This is a genomic window from Legionella sp. (assembly GCF_047605385.1).
GTDB lineage: Bacteria > Pseudomonadota > Gammaproteobacteria > Legionellales > Legionellaceae > Legionella.
Genome location: NZ_JASGFU010000003.1, coordinates 1 through 16866 on the forward strand (window position 1 = coordinate 1; position 16866 = coordinate 16866).

Consider the following 16866-nt stretch of genomic DNA (forward strand, 5'->3'; position numbering starts at 1 on the left):
CAAGGCCCAACCTACAACTCTATTTAAAAATCCTTAAGTTGACGCCATTACGTGAACTCTTTTCTTTATAGATAAGAGCTCACAATACTCATATTGCTTATTCTGGCCAATATTATCCTTGCGTAAACACACCCCATGGAGGAAATTCCACAATTCTATCTAAGCGTTTTGTGTTTTTTATACACAATCATGATCATAAAGATTGAGTATAAGCCTCAAGATCTATAATTTAATGTCGATACATTAGGCACAATGCTTATAAAATGTATGTAACAACAATAAGAAAAGGATCTTGTAATGGATAAAGTTGCTCAATTTAATATCGGAGATCTAGTAATCCACAAACACAGTCGTTATAGAGCGATTGTTATTGATGTTGACCCCTTATTTCAAGCTTCTGGCCGTTATAATCCACAAGCCCCGAAGCGCGAATTCGCTACACGACACCCTTGGTATCGCTTATTGGTCGATGACAGCAGTCAAATGACTTACGTTGAAGAATGCATGCTTATTGCCGATACCAGTAAATTGCCAATTAGCAATCCACATATTACCATGTATCTAAAAGAGAAAGGTGGATTTTATCAGAATCCGAAAATGAAACATTAATGGCTGTATTTATGTACTTCGCAAGCCAATCACCATTAATGCGATAAAACCAATCAAAACCAAAGCCAACACCCCCATGGTGAAAAAGCTTTTGCTTAAATTTTCACGGCTAAATTGATCCGGATTACCCTTAATTGACCGGTATAAAATAAATAAAATTAATCCTGCACCAATCAAACCAAGAATTTCATAAAATGTCTGCATGAAATAGCTCCTTATTTCATTTCAAAATTAAATGCATCAGAAAATAAATTTTCTACAGGCACACCATGTGCAACCAAAGCATCGCGGGTACTGTAAACCATATCAAAAGGACCACTAATCACTATTTGCCAATCCTCTAAATCCTTAAGGTGTCTTGCTAGAACAAAAGAAACCAAAGGCTCTGTGTTTTCTGTCGATAATGAAGAAAAATATTTAAAGCGACTCACATGTGCTTGCCAGCTGTTGACCTTTTCATCCATATACAAATCATTTTGCATGCGCGCACCCCAATACAATTCAAAAAGACGCTGATCGCCATTGGATAACAACTGCTCTACCATTGCTTTAATAGGAGCAAATCCAGTACCACCAGCAATAAATAAGATGGGTTTATACGCATCCAGACATTCTAGACTACACTCACCAAAGGGTAAACTAATGGTGACACTGCCATATTCTTTAATATGGGCAAACAAACGTTGGTTGTAAGGATTTTCAATACTATGCCGAATATGTAACTCATATTTATGCGAGCCCAAAGGAGCATTAGCAATCGAATAACTAAATGCCTCTTCCCCAAAGAGAACCTGCAAATATTGCCCGGCATGATAATTCACATATTCTTCTGGTGCTAACACCAATTGCATGATGCTGTCTGTTAACGGTGCAATTTGCTCCACATGCGCTTTAATGATTTTTTCACTCATTACTCTAACCCCAAGGCAGACCAATACTCATCCACTTTTTTTAAGATCTTTTCATCCATCACAATGGGATTACCCCATTCACGCTGAGTTTCACCAGGCCACTTATTCGTTGCATCCATCCCCATCTTCGAGCCTAAACCAGAAATCGGAGAGGCAAAATCAAGATAATCAATCGGCGTATTGTCCATCATTACTGTATCTCGTGAAGGATCCATACGCGTAGTCATTGCCCAAATTACATCCTGCCAATTACGTGCATCAATATCATCATCGCAAACAATAACAAATTTGGTGTACATAAATTGTCGTAAAAATGACCACACCGCCATCATGATACGCTTTGCATGCCCCGGGTATTGTTTTTTAATTGTTACTACCGCTAAACGATAAGAACAACCTTCTGGTGGCAGATAAAAATCAACAATTTCTGGAAATTGCTTTTGCAATAAAGGAATAAATACTTCATTTAAGGCCACACCTAAAATCGCTGGTTCATCCGGTGGGCGTCCGGTGTAGGTGCTATGATAAATCGGTTGTTCACGATGAGTGATACGCTCCACAGTAAACACAGGAAACGATTGGATTTCGTTATAATAACCCGTATGATCCCCATAAGGCCCTTCAGGAGCCTCTTGTCCTGGCTCTAAATAACCCTCCAGGACAATTTCTGCACTGGCTGGTACATGCAAGTCACTGCCAATACAACGAGTTAAACGTGTACGCTGGCCCCGTAATAAACCGGCAAAAGCATATTCAGACAAAGTATCCGGCACAGGCGTTACTGCTGCAAGAATTGTTGCCGGATCTGCACCTAACGTCACCGCAACTGGAAAACGCTCGCCAGGATAAGCTTGCTGCCACGCTTGATAATCTAAAGCGCCACCACGATGCGATAACCAACGCATAATCAGCTGGTTTTTATTTAACAGCTGCTGGCGATAAATCCCCATATTTTCTCGGGTCTGATGCGGGCCTTTAGTAGTCACGAGTCCCCAAGTAATCAAAGGTGCTACATCTCCAGGCCAACAGGTTTGAATGGGTAGCGTCGTTAAATCCACCTCATCTTTTTCCCAAACATAAGATTGGCATTCCGCGCCACTGACATATTTTGGTGCCATATTGAGTGCCTGTTTGAGCAAGGGTAATTTATTAAAAGCGTCCTTAAATCCCTTGGGAGGATCCGGTTCTTTTAAGGCAGCTAATAATTTACCTACTTCTCTTAAGGCAGTAATACTTTCTTCACCCATCCCCATAGCAACACGCTCAACGGTACCAAATAAATTGGTTAAAACCGGCATTTTAGAATTTAGGGTATTCGTGAAGAGAAGGGCCGGGCCACCAGCACGTAAAACCCGGTCACTGACTGCTGTCATTTCAAGATGAGTTGATACAGGATAAGTGATGCGCTTTAGTAAATTGCGCGACTCCAATTGCGCGATAAAGTCTCGTAGATCGGAGTATTTCATTAATCACTCCTCATAATATCTCAGATCGTCAATGTGTAAGAAAAACCTCTCCCAGGACGGGAGAAGCTATTGTTTAGAAGACTTCTATTCCTGGCGCTTCATGGCATCGAAGAATTCAGCATTGGTTTTGTGATTCTTCATGCGCTCAAGTAAAAATTCAATCGCATCGCACTCATCCATCGATTGGAGAATCTTACGTAAAATCCAAGTACGTTGTAATTCTTCTGGGCTTAATAAGAGATCTTCACGGCGAGTACCTGAGCGGTTGATATTGATCGCTGGGAACACTCGACGTTCAGCAATATTACGACTCAAATGGATTTCCATGTTACCAGTTCCTTTGAATTCTTCGTAAATTACCTCATCCATCTTAGAACCCGTATCAACCAGCGCTGTAGCAATAATCGTCAGGCTACCACCTTCTTCAATATTACGTGCCGCACCATACAGACGCTTTGGTCTTTGTAAGGCATTTGCATCCACGCCTCCGGTTAATACTTTACCTGAAGAAGGAATCACCGTGTTGTATGCACGCGCTAAACGAGTAATCGAATCAAGTAAAATAACTACATCACGTTTGTGCTCCACCAAACGCTTGGCTTTTTCAATCACCATTTCAGCCACTTGTACGTGACGATTTGCAGGTTCATCAAAGGTGCTTGCTACGACTTCACCTTTCACCGAACGTTGCATTTCGGTTACTTCCTCGGGGCGCTCATCGATTAATAATACAATGAGGTAACACTCTGGGTAATTTTTTTCAATAGAGCGTGCAATATTTTGCAGCATTAAGGTCTTACCTGCTTTTGGAGGGGATACAATCAAACCACGCTGCCCACGGCCAAAAGGTGCACATAAATCGACAACGCGAGCTGTTAAGTCTTCAGTACTACCGTTACCCTGCTCCATGACTAAACGCTCAGTAGCAAATAAAGGAGTAAGGTTTTCAAATAGAATCTTGCGCTTGGCACTATCTGGAGAGTCGTAATTGATTTCATCAACCTTCAATAAGGCAAAATAACGCTCGCTGTCTTTAGGTGGACGAATTTTTCCTGAAATTGTATCACCTGAACGCAAACCAAAACGTCTGATTTGGCTTGGTGAAACATAAATATCGTCGGGACCAGCCAAATAAGAGCCATCAGCAGATCGTAAGAAACCAAAACCATCAGTCAGGACTTCTAAAACACCATCACCATGAATATCTGCCCCTTTTAAGGCATGAGCCTTTAAGATAGCAAAAATAATTTCTTGTTTACGCATACGGGAAGGGTTTTCAACACCAATCTCTTGAGCAATATTAAAAAGATCGGCAATAGGCAATTGCTTAAGTTCGCTAAGATTCATACTTCTCACTTGATTTGTTATTTAGAATAGAGTTATCCGAAGAAAATTTATATTTAAGAACAGCAGCTAAGGATTCTGCTGCCTATGTAACATTTTATAGCTCAAGATGTCACATAAGGCAAACATTATCACAGCTTTACGTTAAGATCCAATATTTTTATTAAAGAATAAAAATATTTTAATTGTGGCTTTCAATAAAAGCACTTAACTGAGATTTAGTTAATAATCCTATTTTTACCGCTTCTACCTGGCCATTTTTGAATAAAATCAATGTAGGTATGCTCATTACACCAAACTTGGCAGGTACTTGTGGATTTTCATCGATATTAATTTTTGCAAAAGTAATTTCTTCTCCATGACTAGTTGCCATTTCTTCCAAAATTGGAGTTAATGCACGGCAAGGACCACACCACTCAGCCCAAAAGTCAACTAAAACGGGCTTGTTGGAATTAATTACTTCTTCATCAAAGCTCGCATCTGTTATTGTTTTAATATGATTGCTCATGGTAAACCTCTGTTATATAAAATTACGTTGACTAGGGCCTGTTGTTATTTTACCTGGTTAAGAAAAAATAACAAAAAGCTCCAGCCCAATTTACTATTATAGATCACCACCTACCGCTTGCAAAACACTTAGTGCCGTTATTGCTGCAGTTTCTGTACGTAAGATTCTTGGTCCTAAAGACAGGGGTTGAAAATCTTGACTTAGTGCTAATTGTACTTCAGCTTCACTAAATCCGCCCTCAGGCCCTATGAGTAGGGCAATCGTATTTTTTTGCACGTCATAAGCACGCCAATTGTTATCGGTTTCAGGTTCCAGAATGAGTTTTAAATCAGCCTGAGCTTCCTGCAAATACTCTTGCAAATATACTGGCTGATGCACTTTAGGGACAGTATTGCGCCCACACTGTTCACAAGCAGCGATGACAATGGCTTGCCATTGATGTAATTTTTTTGCCATCCGCTCTTTATCGAGCTTAACCACACAACGTGTAGTAATTATAGGGCGAATAGTGGCAACACCTAATTCGACTGCTTTTTGCATCACCCATTCCATCCGTTCGCCTTTAGAAATGGCTTGACCTAAATGAATGCTCAGTGGTGATTCAATGTTTATTGTAGTCACTGTCTCTACCATGACACTGACCTGCTTTTTTTTCACTGCAATAATGGTTGCGCCAAATTCACGATTATCCCCACAAAATAAAGTGAGCCTTTCCCCCACTTGCATACGTAAAACGACCCCCACATGTTGACTGGCTTCTGGAGATAATTCCAGCAATTGGCCACATTGGTATTCCCCAGGTTGATAAATACGAATTGTTTTCATAGTGATCTCTAAATGATTCAGCGCAAAAAACTCCATTATCACATGCCTTGGTTTATCAATGAAGACAACTGCTTAATCTGTTCCCACTGTGTAACATGCATAAAATAACAACATATAAAAATCTGCTACACTATTTTTATACCTTTTAGAAATAGAAAATCATGAAAATAGAAAATTTAGATGATGCACATCAAGCGTGGAATCGATTACAAAAAAAATATGAACATCTGGCTAATTCTTTATTTAAAGATAAACCTTTAAATAAAGAAAAAGTTCAACCAGCAGATTTAGAAAACAAACATCAAGCTTATGAGTTAGCTGCAAAAAAAATTCAACGATATTATCGTCAATTTAATGAAGAGCACCATTATTATACTAAAGTTAATCCTAAGGGCAGCCATTCTTCTCTATTTTTATATTTTTTAAATCCACAAAAAGAAAAAAAAGTCAATAAATTAATTGAGCCTACGTTACAAAAGCAATTATTGGAGAAGCTTGAAAAAGGTGATTTGAAAAATATTCCTTCTTATAAATACACACTAGCAGTCGCATTAGCTCTTTATGATTCTAATAAAATATCTATGCAGCAATTTTTTACTATTTTAGAGCGATATCAGCTATGCGAGATTCATCGTATATTACCTATTGAAAATACATATCCTATTTTAGATGCTCATGGCCAATTTACCCAAGAAGCAAAAAATTATCTACTTCCGCATTTTACTCAAGATCATACAAGAAGATCACCCAGAGACTTTATTAATAGACAACTAAAAACAAAGGAAGATATGGAAGCTTTTAGATTATTACTCTTAAAATTACCAAAATCCGAACAAACATTTAACCTAATAAAGGGAGAGGGTTTTAAACAACTAAACAGCTTAGATATTAATATAAATGAGGGCCGGTTAGCATTTGAGTTAGCAAAGAGGCAGACGATTTCTCATGACCCAGATACTCATCAAGTTATTCATTTATCATTTGGTGCCAGAGATGCATTAGGAATGGCAGAATATGGGGATCACTACGCACCTATTTTTCCGCGGTTAAATGAACAAAGCATTAATGATATAGAACATGGGGTACGGCATGGAATTAGGCCATCAGCAATGTTTTTCCCCCACACAATTCCTTACAAAAATATCCATGATTATGAAGCGATGACAAATTTTGAGGCCACTGAACATGATTACTATCATGCTCAAGGGCTTTCCTCATTAGATCCCGAAGTGAGAAAAGCGTTATTATTTACAGTGGATAGTTTACGTAGTTATATCAATTCTAAATGGTCAAAAGAAATATGGCTCTTGATTGATGCAGACTTTCTTCATCTCAAAGATAAAGATAAAAATACTCAATTTTATGATATAGTTGAATTTGTTTTTAACTGCCAAAAAACCTTAACTATTGCAGGAATTATTCTTTTAAATGATTTTCTAAATAATAAAAAATGGGAAGAAATCAATTTACCAATAGTTGCAATGTCTTCCACTCTTAGTGGAGAAAGCTTTCCATTCATAGAGTCAGTACTTAAGGGCGAAGATGATCTCATGATAAAAATAGTTAAGTGCCATATATTATCAACCTTTAAAGATTCACTATCTGAAAAAGAAATGGAAGCTATTGTTCAAACAAATTACTTAAATCCACAGAAACTTACTTTGGGTAAGTCCAAGAGTAGTGAAAATAAGAATGCTGTAATTATTCAAATGAATGGCCAAGAATTAAATTTAACTGAAATTAAAGATAATATTCTCCGCAATATTGAAATGTCGTCAACTCTCAGGTCTTAATGAATTGTCAACACATCTGAGATTTTAAGCTTCTATTTTACATGTAACATAAGAATTCAATGTGCTAAAATCCTTTCTTTTCTTAAGGAATCAAACAACCATGAGCACAACACGTATTGAATCAGACAGTATGGGAGAAATTGCTGTCCCTGCGAATAAATACTGGGGCGCACAAACCGAACGCTCGTTACATCATTTTAATATTGGTAAAGACCTTATGCCACGCGAAGTCACCCATGCTTTTGGTATTCTAAAAAAAGCAGCAGCCTTAACGAATCTTGAATTAGACAAGCTTTCTAAGGATAAAGCAGATTTAATCGTTAAAGCTGCTGATGAAGTCAGTAAAGGCTTGCTAGATAACCATTTCCCTTTGCATGTCTGGCAAACTGGCAGCGGTACACAATCAAATATGAATGCCAATGAGGTAATTGCTAACCGTGCCATTGAATTAGCCAATGGACAATTGGGAAGTAAGACACCCATTCATCCTAATGATCATGTAAACATGTCACAATCTTCTAATGACACTTTCCCAACAGCCATGCATATTGCTGCAGCGCTTGCCTTTAATGAAAAATTAATCCCCGCGATTAAAAATTTACGCGATACTTTTGCAGCTAAAATGATCGCGTTTAAAGACATCGTTAAAATTGGTAGAACCCATTTGCAAGATGCAGTACCTATTACTTTAGGACAAGAATTTTCCGGCTATGTCGCTCAATTGGATGCCTGCTTAAAACGCTTGCACGAGGTATTGCCCGAATTATATGAATTAGCTGCTGGTGGTACTGCCGTAGGAACGGGTTTAAATACTCATCCTCAATTTGCTGCCAAAGTAGCGCAACATATCGCCAACATTACGCAATTACCTTTTGTCACCGCCGAAAATAAATTTGCCGCTCTAGCAGCACATGAACCTTTAGTGCATGCCCATGGCGCCATGAAAACTTTGGCTTGCGCCTTAATGAAAATTGCCAATGACATTCGCTGGCTTGCTTCTGGTCCTCGTTGTGGTATTGGTGAGCTGATTATTCCTGAAAATGAACCAGGCTCCTCCATCATGCCCGGAAAAGTAAACCCCACTCAATGCGAAGCCATGACTATGGTTTGTACTCAAGTTTTAGGTAATGATACCGCTGTAGGTATTGCCGACAGCCAAGGAAATTTTGAACTAAATGTGTTTAAACCAGTAATCATTTTTAATGTTTTGCATTCATTAAATTTATTAACTGATAGTTGCCGTTCATTTCAAGAGTTCTGTGTTGAAGGAATTGAACCGAACCATAAGGTAATTGATTATTATTTACATCATTCGCTCATGCTAGTTACCGCCTTAAATCAGCATATTGGCTATGATAAAGCGGCAAAGATTGCTAAAACAGCGCATCATGATGATATTTCTTTGCAAGAAGCTGCTGTTAAATTAGGTTACTTAACGGCAGAACGTTTTGCTGAATTGGTTAAACCTGAGGAAATGATTGCACCCCAGTAAATAATTACATCGTTGTGGTTACCGCGGCATAATGGTAACCACAAACTTTAATCACCACGCCATAAATTCGTTTTCATCAGATCAAGAATCGCATCACCTTGACCATTAATAATCGCTTTCATCATATATAAGCTAAAACCCTTAACTTGCTCAGCAGCAAACTTAGGTGGCAAAATAAGCTCATTGCGATGTACTGCGACATCCATAACGATTGGCCCTTCATAGGCAAAAGCTTTATGTAACTCGACCTCTAAAGCGGAAGCACTCTCTATGCGAACCCCTTTAATACCAACTGCTTCAGCCATAACCGCAAAATTAGGATTATCCAACGTTGTACCATACTCTAACATGCCACCTACATGCATTTCCATTTCCACAAAACCTAAAGTTCCATTATTAAAAATGATCACCTTAATTGGCAATTTATGTTGCGCTAAAGTTAATACATCACCCATCAACATCGAAAAACCACCATCGCCACATAAGGCAATGACTTGCCGCTCAGGATATGCTGCTTGTGCGCCAATAGCTTGCGACAGGGCACTGGCCATGGAACCATGGTTAAATGAACCAAGCAAACGTCGTTTGCCATCCATACTCAAATAGCGTGCTGCCCATACCGTAGGTGTACCAACATCTACCGTAAAGATTGTGTCATCGTCGGCAACTTCACTGATTGTTTTTGCTAAAAATTGCGGATGTAGTGGCTTATTATCTTCCGTCTTATTAGCCAATGAATCTAATCCCTGCCGTGCTTTTTGATAATGAGCTCTGGCATTATCTAAATGACTGCTGTCTTTCTTCGTCTCAAGTAAAGGTAATAATGCTTTAATAGTACAGGCAACATCCCCAGTCGCCCCCACAGTCAAATCGACACGCTTGCCAAGTTGTTCTGCGTGCAAATCAATTTGGATGATTTGCGCTTTGTTGGGATAAAACTGACGATATGGAAAACTGGTACCTAATAGCAATAAGGTATCGCATGCCTCCATAGCATGATAACCTGAAGAAAACCCAATAAACCCTGTCATACCTACATCATAAGGATTATTCGGTTCAATAAATGGCTTGCTGCGTAAAGTATGGATGACTGGTGACTTCAAGATGTGACATAACTGCATCAATTCCTCATGCGCATTTGCAGCACCAATACCACAAAATAACGTTACATTTTTCGCTGCATTTAAACGATTCGCAATGTCTTTTAAAACGGGCATAGGAGGCACACTGTCAGACTGAACATAAGATAAGCCCGCACTCACAGCAGGATATATTGCTTTTTGCAAAGCCACATCACCAGATAAGACTAAAACGGCAACTCCTGATTTTGCTTTAGCTGCTTGTATGGCAATATTTAACAAGCGCGGCATTTGCTCTGCGCAGGTTACCACCTCACAAAAACAGCTGCATTCTTTAAATAAAATATTAGGATGTGTTTCTTGAAAATAATCGCTACCCACCTCAGGGCTAGGAATATGTGCTGCGATGGCTAATACCGGTGCCCCACTGCGATGAGCGTCGTAAAGACCATTAATCAAATGTAAATTTCCGGGCCCACAACTACCTGCACACACACTGAGTTTCCCAGTTAATTGCGCTTCAGCACCAGCGGCAAATGCTGCTGCCTCTTCATGGCGGACATGAATCCATTCAATTTCCTGATATTTTTGCAAAGCATTGGTAATACCATTTAAAGAATCACCCACAATCCCATAAATACGGCGAACACCCATATTATTTAATGTGTCAACCAACACTTCCGCAACATTTGCCATCCCAAGCTCCCTATGTCCTGTATTTTTATAATTTCAGTATAAAACAAAAAAGGAACCTTACTGCACTCCCACAGTTTGTGGGAGTATCAATGGATAAATTATTGAATTACTGGCAACTGGGGTGCCGCTTTACGCACTGGACCTGGTGTTGCTTTTTGAGTAGGATCCTTAGAAGCATAAGTTTTTTGTACTACCTTTTTCTTGTTTACAACTACCTCCTGAGATTGTGGTTTGTGGTGCTGATAATGCATATCAACATAATTTGAACGTGGTGTATTCCATAGACTGCAAGAGGTTAAACCCAAAGCTAAAGCCGCCCCCGCACACCATTTAACTGATTTATAATTTATCATATTTTGCTCCATGCTTCTGTTAATTAACTTATTAAATATAAATTATAAAAATCAAAATCACCACTTAAAAGAAGAAGATTTTATTATCACTACACTAGATTCATTTTGTTTTTGCAATCAACCTCCTATAATTAAATTCAATAACTCAAGACTAAAGGACTGCACACTATGATTTACCCAAACATACTCGGCACCATCGGACACACACCAGTGGTTAAAATTACACGCTTGGGACAAGACTTGGATTGTGAGCTTTATGCTAAATGTGAATTTTTCAATCCAGGCGGCTCAGTAAAAGACCGCATCGGCTATGAAATGGTAATCAATGCAGAACGAGATGGCTTAATTACGCCTGGCTACACGTTAATTGAACCCACATCTGGTAATACCGGTATAGGAATTGCCTTAGCTGGAGCAGTTCTCGGCTATAAGGTGATCATTACCATGCCAGAAAAAATGAGCCAGGAAAAACAGTCTGTGCTTGAACGTTTAGGAGCAAAAATTTACCGTACTCCCACTGAGGCAGCCTATAATGATCCAGATAGCCATATTTCTTTAGCCAAAAAATTGCAAACAGAAATACCAAATTCCTACATTCTCGATCAGTACGCCAACCCTAATAATCCTAATGCCCACTACCGTGGTACAGCGCAAGAAATTATTGATGATTTTGGTAAGGATTTACATATGATCGTTGCAAGTGTTGGTACAGGCGGTACGATCACTGGCATTGCGAAACGCCTTAAAGAATACAATCCCAATATCAAAATTATCGGCATCGATCCTGAAGGTTCTATTCTTGGTGGTGGCAACGAAATTAAACCTTATCATGTCGAAGGAATTGGCTATGATTTCTTTCCTGAGGTTTTAGATAATCAACTCATTGATCAATACATTAAAACCAATGACGCCAATTCATTTCGCGTTGCACGACAACTCATGCGTGATGAAGGTTTATTAGTTGGGGGGTCTTCAGGCGCTGCCATGTGGGGGGCTTTGCAGGCCGCGAAGTCTTTAAGTAAAGAACAAAAATGCCTGGTTATTCTGCCTGACTCGATTCGTAATTACATGTCTAAATTTGTTAATGATGAATGGATGAAGACCCAGGGATTTCTATAAGCACTGGAAAGAGGATTTTTAAGACAGTGCTGAGACAGGAGTTAGTTCATTATCAACATCAAAAATTTGCTCTAGAGTAAATACACCTGCCACCACCCCAGCAGATAATTTATCAACTAACCCCAGAGTCAATTTCTCTGGGTTAACCCTATTGCTCGTGGTAACTAGGCGTTCTGGATATTCCAGACCAAGGATAAATGTGATCTTGTATAATTCCTGTGACGATAAATCTGAGAATAAAGTAATATAACTTCTCATTAACTTTTCTTCGGGAAGCTCACCCAACCTTATCACCGTCAACAATTTATTTCTTATGTAGAGGCGCTCTTTAGCTAATTGCTCATCTGCTTCTTTAATCATTTTCTTAATCTCTACCAAAGTTCCTTCTTCTTGTTCAGCAGGAATAATTTTGGGCTTAATGGGAATTGCTAGTTTTCCAACATAAGCGTAGTCTTTTTGATTTTTAACTGCTGGATAATAATGAGTTTCTTGAATTTGAATTAATAAGGCTGATTGCGCAAATTCAAAACTTTTCTCTTGTTTCCTTAACTCTTTATCTTGATCTTTAAAGGAAAAAGTAATCCCCAGTCCCAATGCTTTTTCTAAAGCTCTTAGTGCCTGTTTATCGAGTGTAACTTTAGGGTTACGAAGCGTACTTTTTGGTGTTTCAGCGTCAAATTGTTTAAAAACTTCGCGATAATTTAAATTTAAAGGATCTGCAAAGAGTTCATCAACTGCGAATTGGCGTAACACATGAGCCTTGCAATCAACCAAATCTGCTGTACGAGAATTAGCTATTAAATTTCTCATATCATCTTTTGGTACGCTTAGACGTTCGGAGTTAATATGGTCGAAGTATTTCTTAAACCGCTCCAAAATTTTGCTTAAAACTTTGCTATCGACCGCTACCCCGCTTTTTAAATAGTCAATTAATGCTACGGCTGCTGCTTGGAATTGTTCACCACCGGTATTAATTACGATGTGACTTGCAGGAGCTTTAAAAAAAACGTTAGACCCCCTACTATGCGGCGCTCCCATAACTTATCCCCTAATAGACTACGATATGATTTGATTTTAATGAATCAAAATTAAGGAAATATTAACTATATAGTGCATATGAATACTTATTAATCATTATTTGCAAAATAAAGATCTCCCTATAAAATAAATCCATGCTTCATAATTCTAGACTATCTGTGAATTATTTACACATTTTTCATCTAAAGAAAAAAATAGGACATGATCAAGAAGATAATGAAATACATACCGATAAATTAAAGCATATCATTGAATTTATTGTATATTTTTAGATTGTAGAAACCAAAGTGCGTGAAGTGAAGAAGAAAAAAGCAAAATATTAAGCTATATTAAAAACGCTTAATTTCGAACTGTGAACAAAACTTAGCAGAAATACTGTAGCCTACGGTCTGTTTACATTAGTCGCAAAGGATACTACATTGCCACATTCAATAATGATGCTAATTTATCTAATCCTACTTATAGTGATATTGGTGATTTATATTCAAAGTAAAAGAAAACAACTTTATATTTATAAGTGGCAAAAAATGTTAAACCTGCAGGAGCATGAGCACACTTTTCAAGAGCTGTACCAAAATATTAATGGCTTTGCTTTATCCCATCATGCACGAAAAGGGCATGACACATTTGATTATGTTTATGGAGAGATCGAGTTTTTACCATTTTTGGCACTTTTATCGTTAGTTCCACTTGATGAGGAAACCGTTTTTTATGATTTAGGTAGTGGAACCGGTAAAGCAGTACTCGCCTGTGCAATGACCTACCCTCTACGTCGCAGTGTCGGCATTGAAATTCTTCCTGCCTTATATGAAAGTGCCTGTATGCAAGCGGCTCAATTAGCCAAAATTCCTCATTATGAGCGAAAAGCAAAAAAAATTACATTCATCCTTGGCGATTTTCTCGAAGTAGATTTAGATGCGGCCAATATTATATTTATTAATGCAACCGCCTTATTTAATCCAACCTGGGAAAAGATTTGTGCGCGTCTTGAACATTTACCTCATCTTAAAATAGTTATTACAACCAGCAAAGCCTTATGTAGCAAGCATTTTACCGTCGTGACTCAAACTAAAATACAAATGAGTTGGGGTGTAGTTTCAGCTTTTATACATGCTCGAAGAAAGAAAAAAGACTAACCTTCTTGAAAATATTGAATAATTTCTTACCCGAACTATACTTAATAAAACAAGGGCATTGTTAACACCTAAATCGGTATTGGTGACAGACTTTGGAACAGATGACAATCAAGGGGTGACTATGATTAAATCGGAATTAATCACAAAAATTGCAGAACAAATGACTCATCTGACTGAAAAGCAGGTAGCAGATGGCATTAACAAAATATTAGAATTAATGAGTAATGCGCTCATTAAAAATCAACGCATCGAAATTCGTGGTTTTGGCAGTTTTTCATTGCATTATCGTCCACCACGTAATGCCCATAATCCAAAAACAGGGGAAAAGGTAGTAACTCAGGCCAAATATAGCCCACACTTTAAACCCGGTAAAGAATTACGCGAGCGCGTTGATGCATCCCGTGTCCATCATGAATTGCCTACAGAAGAATGATAAGGCCTTGGCCAGGTGCAAATCTCCTGGGTATGTCAGGCCTTATTAGTTAAGTGCGTGGTAGAGTAACGCCTGTTTGGCCTTGATATTTACCGCCACGATCACGATAAGAAACAGCACAAACTTCTGTAGCCTCTAAAAATAACATTTGTGCTACGCCTTCGTGTGCATAAATTTTTGCAGGCAAGGTTGTAGTATTTGAAAATTCCAAAGTTACATGCCCTTCCCATTCAGGTTCTAAAGGAGTGACGTTCACAATAATTCCGCAACGCGCATAGGTGGATTTACCCAAGCAAATCGTGAGGACATTACGTGGGATACGAAAATATTCTACAGTCCTTGCTAAAGCAAACGAATTGGGAGGAATAATGCACACATCAGATTGTACATCGACAAAACTATTTTCATCAAAAGCTTTAGGATCGACTATTGCAGAATTGATATTGGTAAAAATTTTAAATTCATTGGAGCAACGAACGTCATAACCATAGCTGGACACGCCATAAGAAATAATGCGGCCACTGTTATTTTCTCGCATTTGACCAGGCTGGAATGGTTCAATCATTCCGTGCTCTTTCGCCATTTTTTCTATCCATTTATCTGATTTAATCGACATTAGAGAAACCTCTTTGCTTTCTACAAAAGCAGAGTTCTATCACAAAAAGCAAATAAAGAAAATGCCTTGTGGCACATTGAGAGACAAGATATTTATCACCACCATAAGTGAGTAGAGTACATTAATACACACAAGCTCTAGACAAGCGCAGTAAAATTCCTGTGCTTGGTACTATAAAACCGAACGCCAAAATAATAAATGTATATAACACGAACGAATTTTTTGTATTATCAATAGACACATCATTATTACTGCCCAAATATTTTTTCTTGACTGTCAAAAGATAGAGTAAAATGAGTAACCCAATAAAATAAAATGAAGTGAATACTAATCTGTCATAATATACTTCTTGAGCACTTGAGCCTCCTGATCTGGGAAAATTAAGGAAAAACAAGCTTGCAAGCCAAAGTTTAGCTGATTGTGAAAACTCTTCTCTTTCTTTCATGATACTTGTCCATAGTAACAATAAAGGAAAAAGTAATATTGAAAAATAATAAATCCAACCTAGAGGACTTATTACAAGCATCATTACGAGAGTGAGGCAAAAAGGTTGGTGGTTAATTATATCAAGATCAGTCTTGGGAGTCAGAAACCATAAATACCCCATTAGACAGATACATACTGCGAGAATATAAGTGGGCATAATCCACTCAATAAGTTGCATCTCAGAAAAAATACGATGAATAACCCCTAAAACAGAAGTATTCCAATCATGTTGGTACCAGGAAATACTAGTCATTCCATTGTAAAATTGCTTATATACCGTTGCTCCATAAGCAAGAATGGGCATAAGAAAACATAAAGCGATGGTTAATAACATAATAACAAATAACTTGGTACGACCTTGTCTTAAAACATAAAAAAGCAATAATCCAGGAAAGAACTTTAACGCAATAATAAATCCCCATAGAATTCCAGCGTGATACTCATAATTTTTTAGGTAAAAATAATAACCAAGCATAATACATAACATTAATAGACCACCTATTTGAGTGGTGGATAAACACATTAAGCTCGAAAATAAAAATAAATATCCTATAAAAAGATCCCTCCAATTTTGCTTAATAAAATTTTGCGAAAAAATGTTTCTAAACGTAATCCATGCTCCAATTAGACCTAAAATAATAGAAAGAATTAACCAAATTTTAAGGGCAACGGGATAAGTAAAATAAGACAGGGGAGAAATTAATAATAACATAATAGGGGGATTTAAATTAATGATAATTTCTCTTTCTATAGGAAGAAAGCTTGACATCATTATTTGATAAGGATTATTCCCTTGTTTTGCTGATAATGCTGAAGAGTAAAAAGAAGTAAAGTCATCGTTATATTGGCAAGTAATTATGGAATAAAAAAGAACACCATATACAAAAATAATGAAACTAAAAACAATGGGTCTTAAATATAAAAAATTAATTTGGGCGTCCATGGCTATTAACCTTAGTAGG

At 37.8% G+C, this 16866-nt stretch carries 17 protein-coding genes; 6 read left to right on the forward strand and 11 right to left on the reverse strand.

What is annotated here, in order from left to right; all coding sequences use genetic code 11:
- Positions 1–297: 297 nt before the first annotated feature.
- Positions 298–609, forward strand: coding sequence for a heat shock protein HspQ (gene hspQ / locus QM652_RS01255; RefSeq protein ID WP_415072336.1), 312 nt, complete (start codon positions 298–300; stop codon positions 607–609).
- A 9-nt stretch (positions 610–618) separates the two neighbouring features.
- On the opposite strand, the gene QM652_RS01260 is transcribed toward hspQ, so the two are convergent.
- From QM652_RS01260 to QM652_RS01285, 6 genes are all read right to left on the reverse strand, one after another.
- Positions 619–813 (reverse strand): hypothetical protein, encoded by a 195-nt coding sequence (locus QM652_RS01260; protein WP_415072337.1) that lies wholly within the window; start codon positions 811–813, stop codon positions 619–621.
- Positions 814–824: 11 nt separating this feature from the next.
- On the reverse strand, positions 825–1520 hold the full coding sequence (locus QM652_RS01265) for an NAD(P)H-flavin reductase (RefSeq protein WP_415072338.1): 696 nt from the start codon (positions 1518–1520) through the stop codon (positions 825–827).
- The gene (gene ubiD / locus QM652_RS01270; RefSeq protein WP_415072339.1) at positions 1520–2986 is read right to left on the reverse strand and encodes a 4-hydroxy-3-polyprenylbenzoate decarboxylase; all 1467 of its coding nucleotides are present in this window, start codon (positions 2984–2986) and stop codon (positions 1520–1522) included. The genes QM652_RS01265 and ubiD overlap by 1 nt, the downstream gene beginning before the upstream one ends.
- Before the next feature lie 84 nt (positions 2987–3070).
- On the reverse strand, positions 3071–4333 hold the full coding sequence (rho, locus tag QM652_RS01275) for a transcription termination factor Rho (protein WP_415072340.1): 1263 nt from the start codon (positions 4331–4333) through the stop codon (positions 3071–3073).
- Positions 4334–4511: 178 nt separating this feature from the next.
- The gene (trxA, locus tag QM652_RS01280) at positions 4512–4838 is read right to left on the reverse strand and encodes a thioredoxin (protein WP_415072341.1); all 327 of its coding nucleotides are present in this window, start codon (positions 4836–4838) and stop codon (positions 4512–4514) included.
- A 96-nt stretch (positions 4839–4934) separates the two neighbouring features.
- Positions 4935–5663: a 16S rRNA (uracil(1498)-N(3))-methyltransferase gene (locus QM652_RS01285; RefSeq protein ID WP_415072342.1), complete on the reverse strand. Its 729-nt coding sequence runs from the start codon at positions 5661–5663 to the stop codon at positions 4935–4937.
- 161 nt (positions 5664–5824) lie between these two features.
- On the opposite strand from QM652_RS01285, the gene QM652_RS01290 reads away from it, so the two are divergent.
- Positions 5825–7456, forward strand: a complete 1632-nt coding sequence (locus tag QM652_RS01290) for a hypothetical protein (protein ID WP_415072343.1) — start codon at positions 5825–5827, stop codon at positions 7454–7456.
- A 100-nt stretch (positions 7457–7556) separates the two neighbouring features.
- Positions 7557–8948, forward strand: coding sequence for a class II fumarate hydratase (gene fumC, locus QM652_RS01295; protein WP_415072344.1), 1392 nt, complete (start codon positions 7557–7559; stop codon positions 8946–8948).
- A 47-nt stretch (positions 8949–8995) separates the two neighbouring features.
- Here fumC and poxB read toward each other — a convergent pair whose 3' ends face one another.
- A complete protein-coding gene (poxB, locus tag QM652_RS01300; RefSeq protein ID WP_415072345.1) occupies positions 8996–10723 on the reverse strand; it encodes a ubiquinone-dependent pyruvate dehydrogenase in 1728 nt (575 codons plus the stop codon).
- Between the two features lie 98 nt (positions 10724–10821).
- Positions 10822–11076, reverse strand: coding sequence for a hypothetical protein (locus QM652_RS01305; RefSeq protein WP_415072346.1), 255 nt, complete (start codon positions 11074–11076; stop codon positions 10822–10824).
- Between the two features lie 168 nt (positions 11077–11244).
- Between QM652_RS01305 and QM652_RS01310 the strand changes: the two genes are divergently transcribed.
- Positions 11245–12195, forward strand: coding sequence for a pyridoxal-phosphate dependent enzyme (locus QM652_RS01310; protein ID WP_415072347.1), 951 nt, complete (start codon positions 11245–11247; stop codon positions 12193–12195).
- Between the two features lie 18 nt (positions 12196–12213).
- Here the strand turns inward: QM652_RS01310 and QM652_RS01315 are convergent, their stop codons facing one another.
- Positions 12214–13233, reverse strand: a complete 1020-nt coding sequence (locus tag QM652_RS01315) for a hypothetical protein (RefSeq protein WP_415072348.1) — start codon at positions 13231–13233, stop codon at positions 12214–12216.
- A 527-nt stretch (positions 13234–13760) separates the two neighbouring features.
- On the opposite strand from QM652_RS01315, the gene QM652_RS01320 reads away from it, so the two are divergent.
- Together QM652_RS01320 and QM652_RS01325 are read left to right on the forward strand one after the other, a co-directional pair.
- Positions 13761–14369, forward strand: coding sequence for a hypothetical protein (locus QM652_RS01320; protein WP_415072349.1), 609 nt, complete (start codon positions 13761–13763; stop codon positions 14367–14369).
- Between the two features lie 121 nt (positions 14370–14490).
- The gene (locus QM652_RS01325) at positions 14491–14802 is read left to right on the forward strand and encodes an integration host factor subunit beta (protein ID WP_415072350.1); all 312 of its coding nucleotides are present in this window, start codon (positions 14491–14493) and stop codon (positions 14800–14802) included.
- A gap of 49 nt (positions 14803–14851) precedes the next feature.
- On the opposite strand, the gene dcd is transcribed toward QM652_RS01325, so the two are convergent.
- Both dcd and QM652_RS01335 read right to left on the reverse strand, forming a co-directional pair.
- Complete coding sequence (gene dcd, locus QM652_RS01330; protein ID WP_415072351.1) at positions 14852–15418, reverse strand: dCTP deaminase; 567 nt, start codon at positions 15416–15418, stop codon at positions 14852–14854.
- A gap of 121 nt (positions 15419–15539) precedes the next feature.
- The gene (locus QM652_RS01335) at positions 15540–16847 is read right to left on the reverse strand and encodes a glycosyltransferase family 87 protein (protein WP_415072352.1); all 1308 of its coding nucleotides are present in this window, start codon (positions 16845–16847) and stop codon (positions 15540–15542) included.
- Between the last annotated feature and the right edge of the window lie 19 nt (positions 16848–16866).

What these genes read in the sequence shown, in the direction of transcription:
- hspQ (WP_415072336.1), top strand. Translation starts at nt 298, where the DNA reads ATGGATAAAGTTGCTCAATTTAATATCGGAGATCTAGTAATCCACAAA.
- QM652_RS01260 (WP_415072337.1), bottom strand. Translation starts at nt 813, where the DNA reads ATGCAGACATTTTATGAAATTCTTGGTTTGATTGGTGCAGGATTAATT.
- QM652_RS01265 (WP_415072338.1), bottom strand. Translation starts at nt 1,520, where the DNA reads ATGAGTGAAAAAATCATTAAAGCGCATGTGGAGCAAATTGCACCGTTA.
- ubiD (WP_415072339.1), bottom strand. Translation starts at nt 2,986, where the DNA reads ATGAAATACTCCGATCTACGAGACTTTATCGCGCAATTGGAGTCGCGC.
- rho (WP_415072340.1), bottom strand. Translation starts at nt 4,333, where the DNA reads ATGAATCTTAGCGAACTTAAGCAATTGCCTATTGCCGATCTTTTTAAT.
- trxA (WP_415072341.1), bottom strand. Translation starts at nt 4,838, where the DNA reads ATGAGCAATCATATTAAAACAATAACAGATGCGAGCTTTGATGAAGAA.
- QM652_RS01285 (WP_415072342.1), bottom strand. Translation starts at nt 5,663, where the DNA reads ATGAAAACAATTCGTATTTATCAACCTGGGGAATACCAATGTGGCCAA.
- QM652_RS01290 (WP_415072343.1), top strand. Translation starts at nt 5,825, where the DNA reads ATGAAAATAGAAAATTTAGATGATGCACATCAAGCGTGGAATCGATTA.
- fumC (WP_415072344.1), top strand. Translation starts at nt 7,557, where the DNA reads ATGAGCACAACACGTATTGAATCAGACAGTATGGGAGAAATTGCTGTC.
- poxB (WP_415072345.1), bottom strand. Translation starts at nt 10,723, where the DNA reads ATGGCAAATGTTGCGGAAGTGTTGGTTGACACATTAAATAATATGGGT.
- QM652_RS01305 (WP_415072346.1), bottom strand. Translation starts at nt 11,076, where the DNA reads ATGATAAATTATAAATCAGTTAAATGGTGTGCGGGGGCGGCTTTAGCT.
- QM652_RS01310 (WP_415072347.1), top strand. Translation starts at nt 11,245, where the DNA reads ATGATTTACCCAAACATACTCGGCACCATCGGACACACACCAGTGGTT.
- QM652_RS01315 (WP_415072348.1), bottom strand. Translation starts at nt 13,233, where the DNA reads ATGGGAGCGCCGCATAGTAGGGGGTCTAACGTTTTTTTTAAAGCTCCT.
- QM652_RS01320 (WP_415072349.1), top strand. Translation starts at nt 13,761, where the DNA reads ATGTTAAACCTGCAGGAGCATGAGCACACTTTTCAAGAGCTGTACCAA.
- QM652_RS01325 (WP_415072350.1), top strand. Translation starts at nt 14,491, where the DNA reads ATGATTAAATCGGAATTAATCACAAAAATTGCAGAACAAATGACTCAT.
- dcd (WP_415072351.1), bottom strand. Translation starts at nt 15,418, where the DNA reads ATGTCGATTAAATCAGATAAATGGATAGAAAAAATGGCGAAAGAGCAC.
- QM652_RS01335 (WP_415072352.1), bottom strand. Translation starts at nt 16,847, where the DNA reads ATGGACGCCCAAATTAATTTTTTATATTTAAGACCCATTGTTTTTAGT.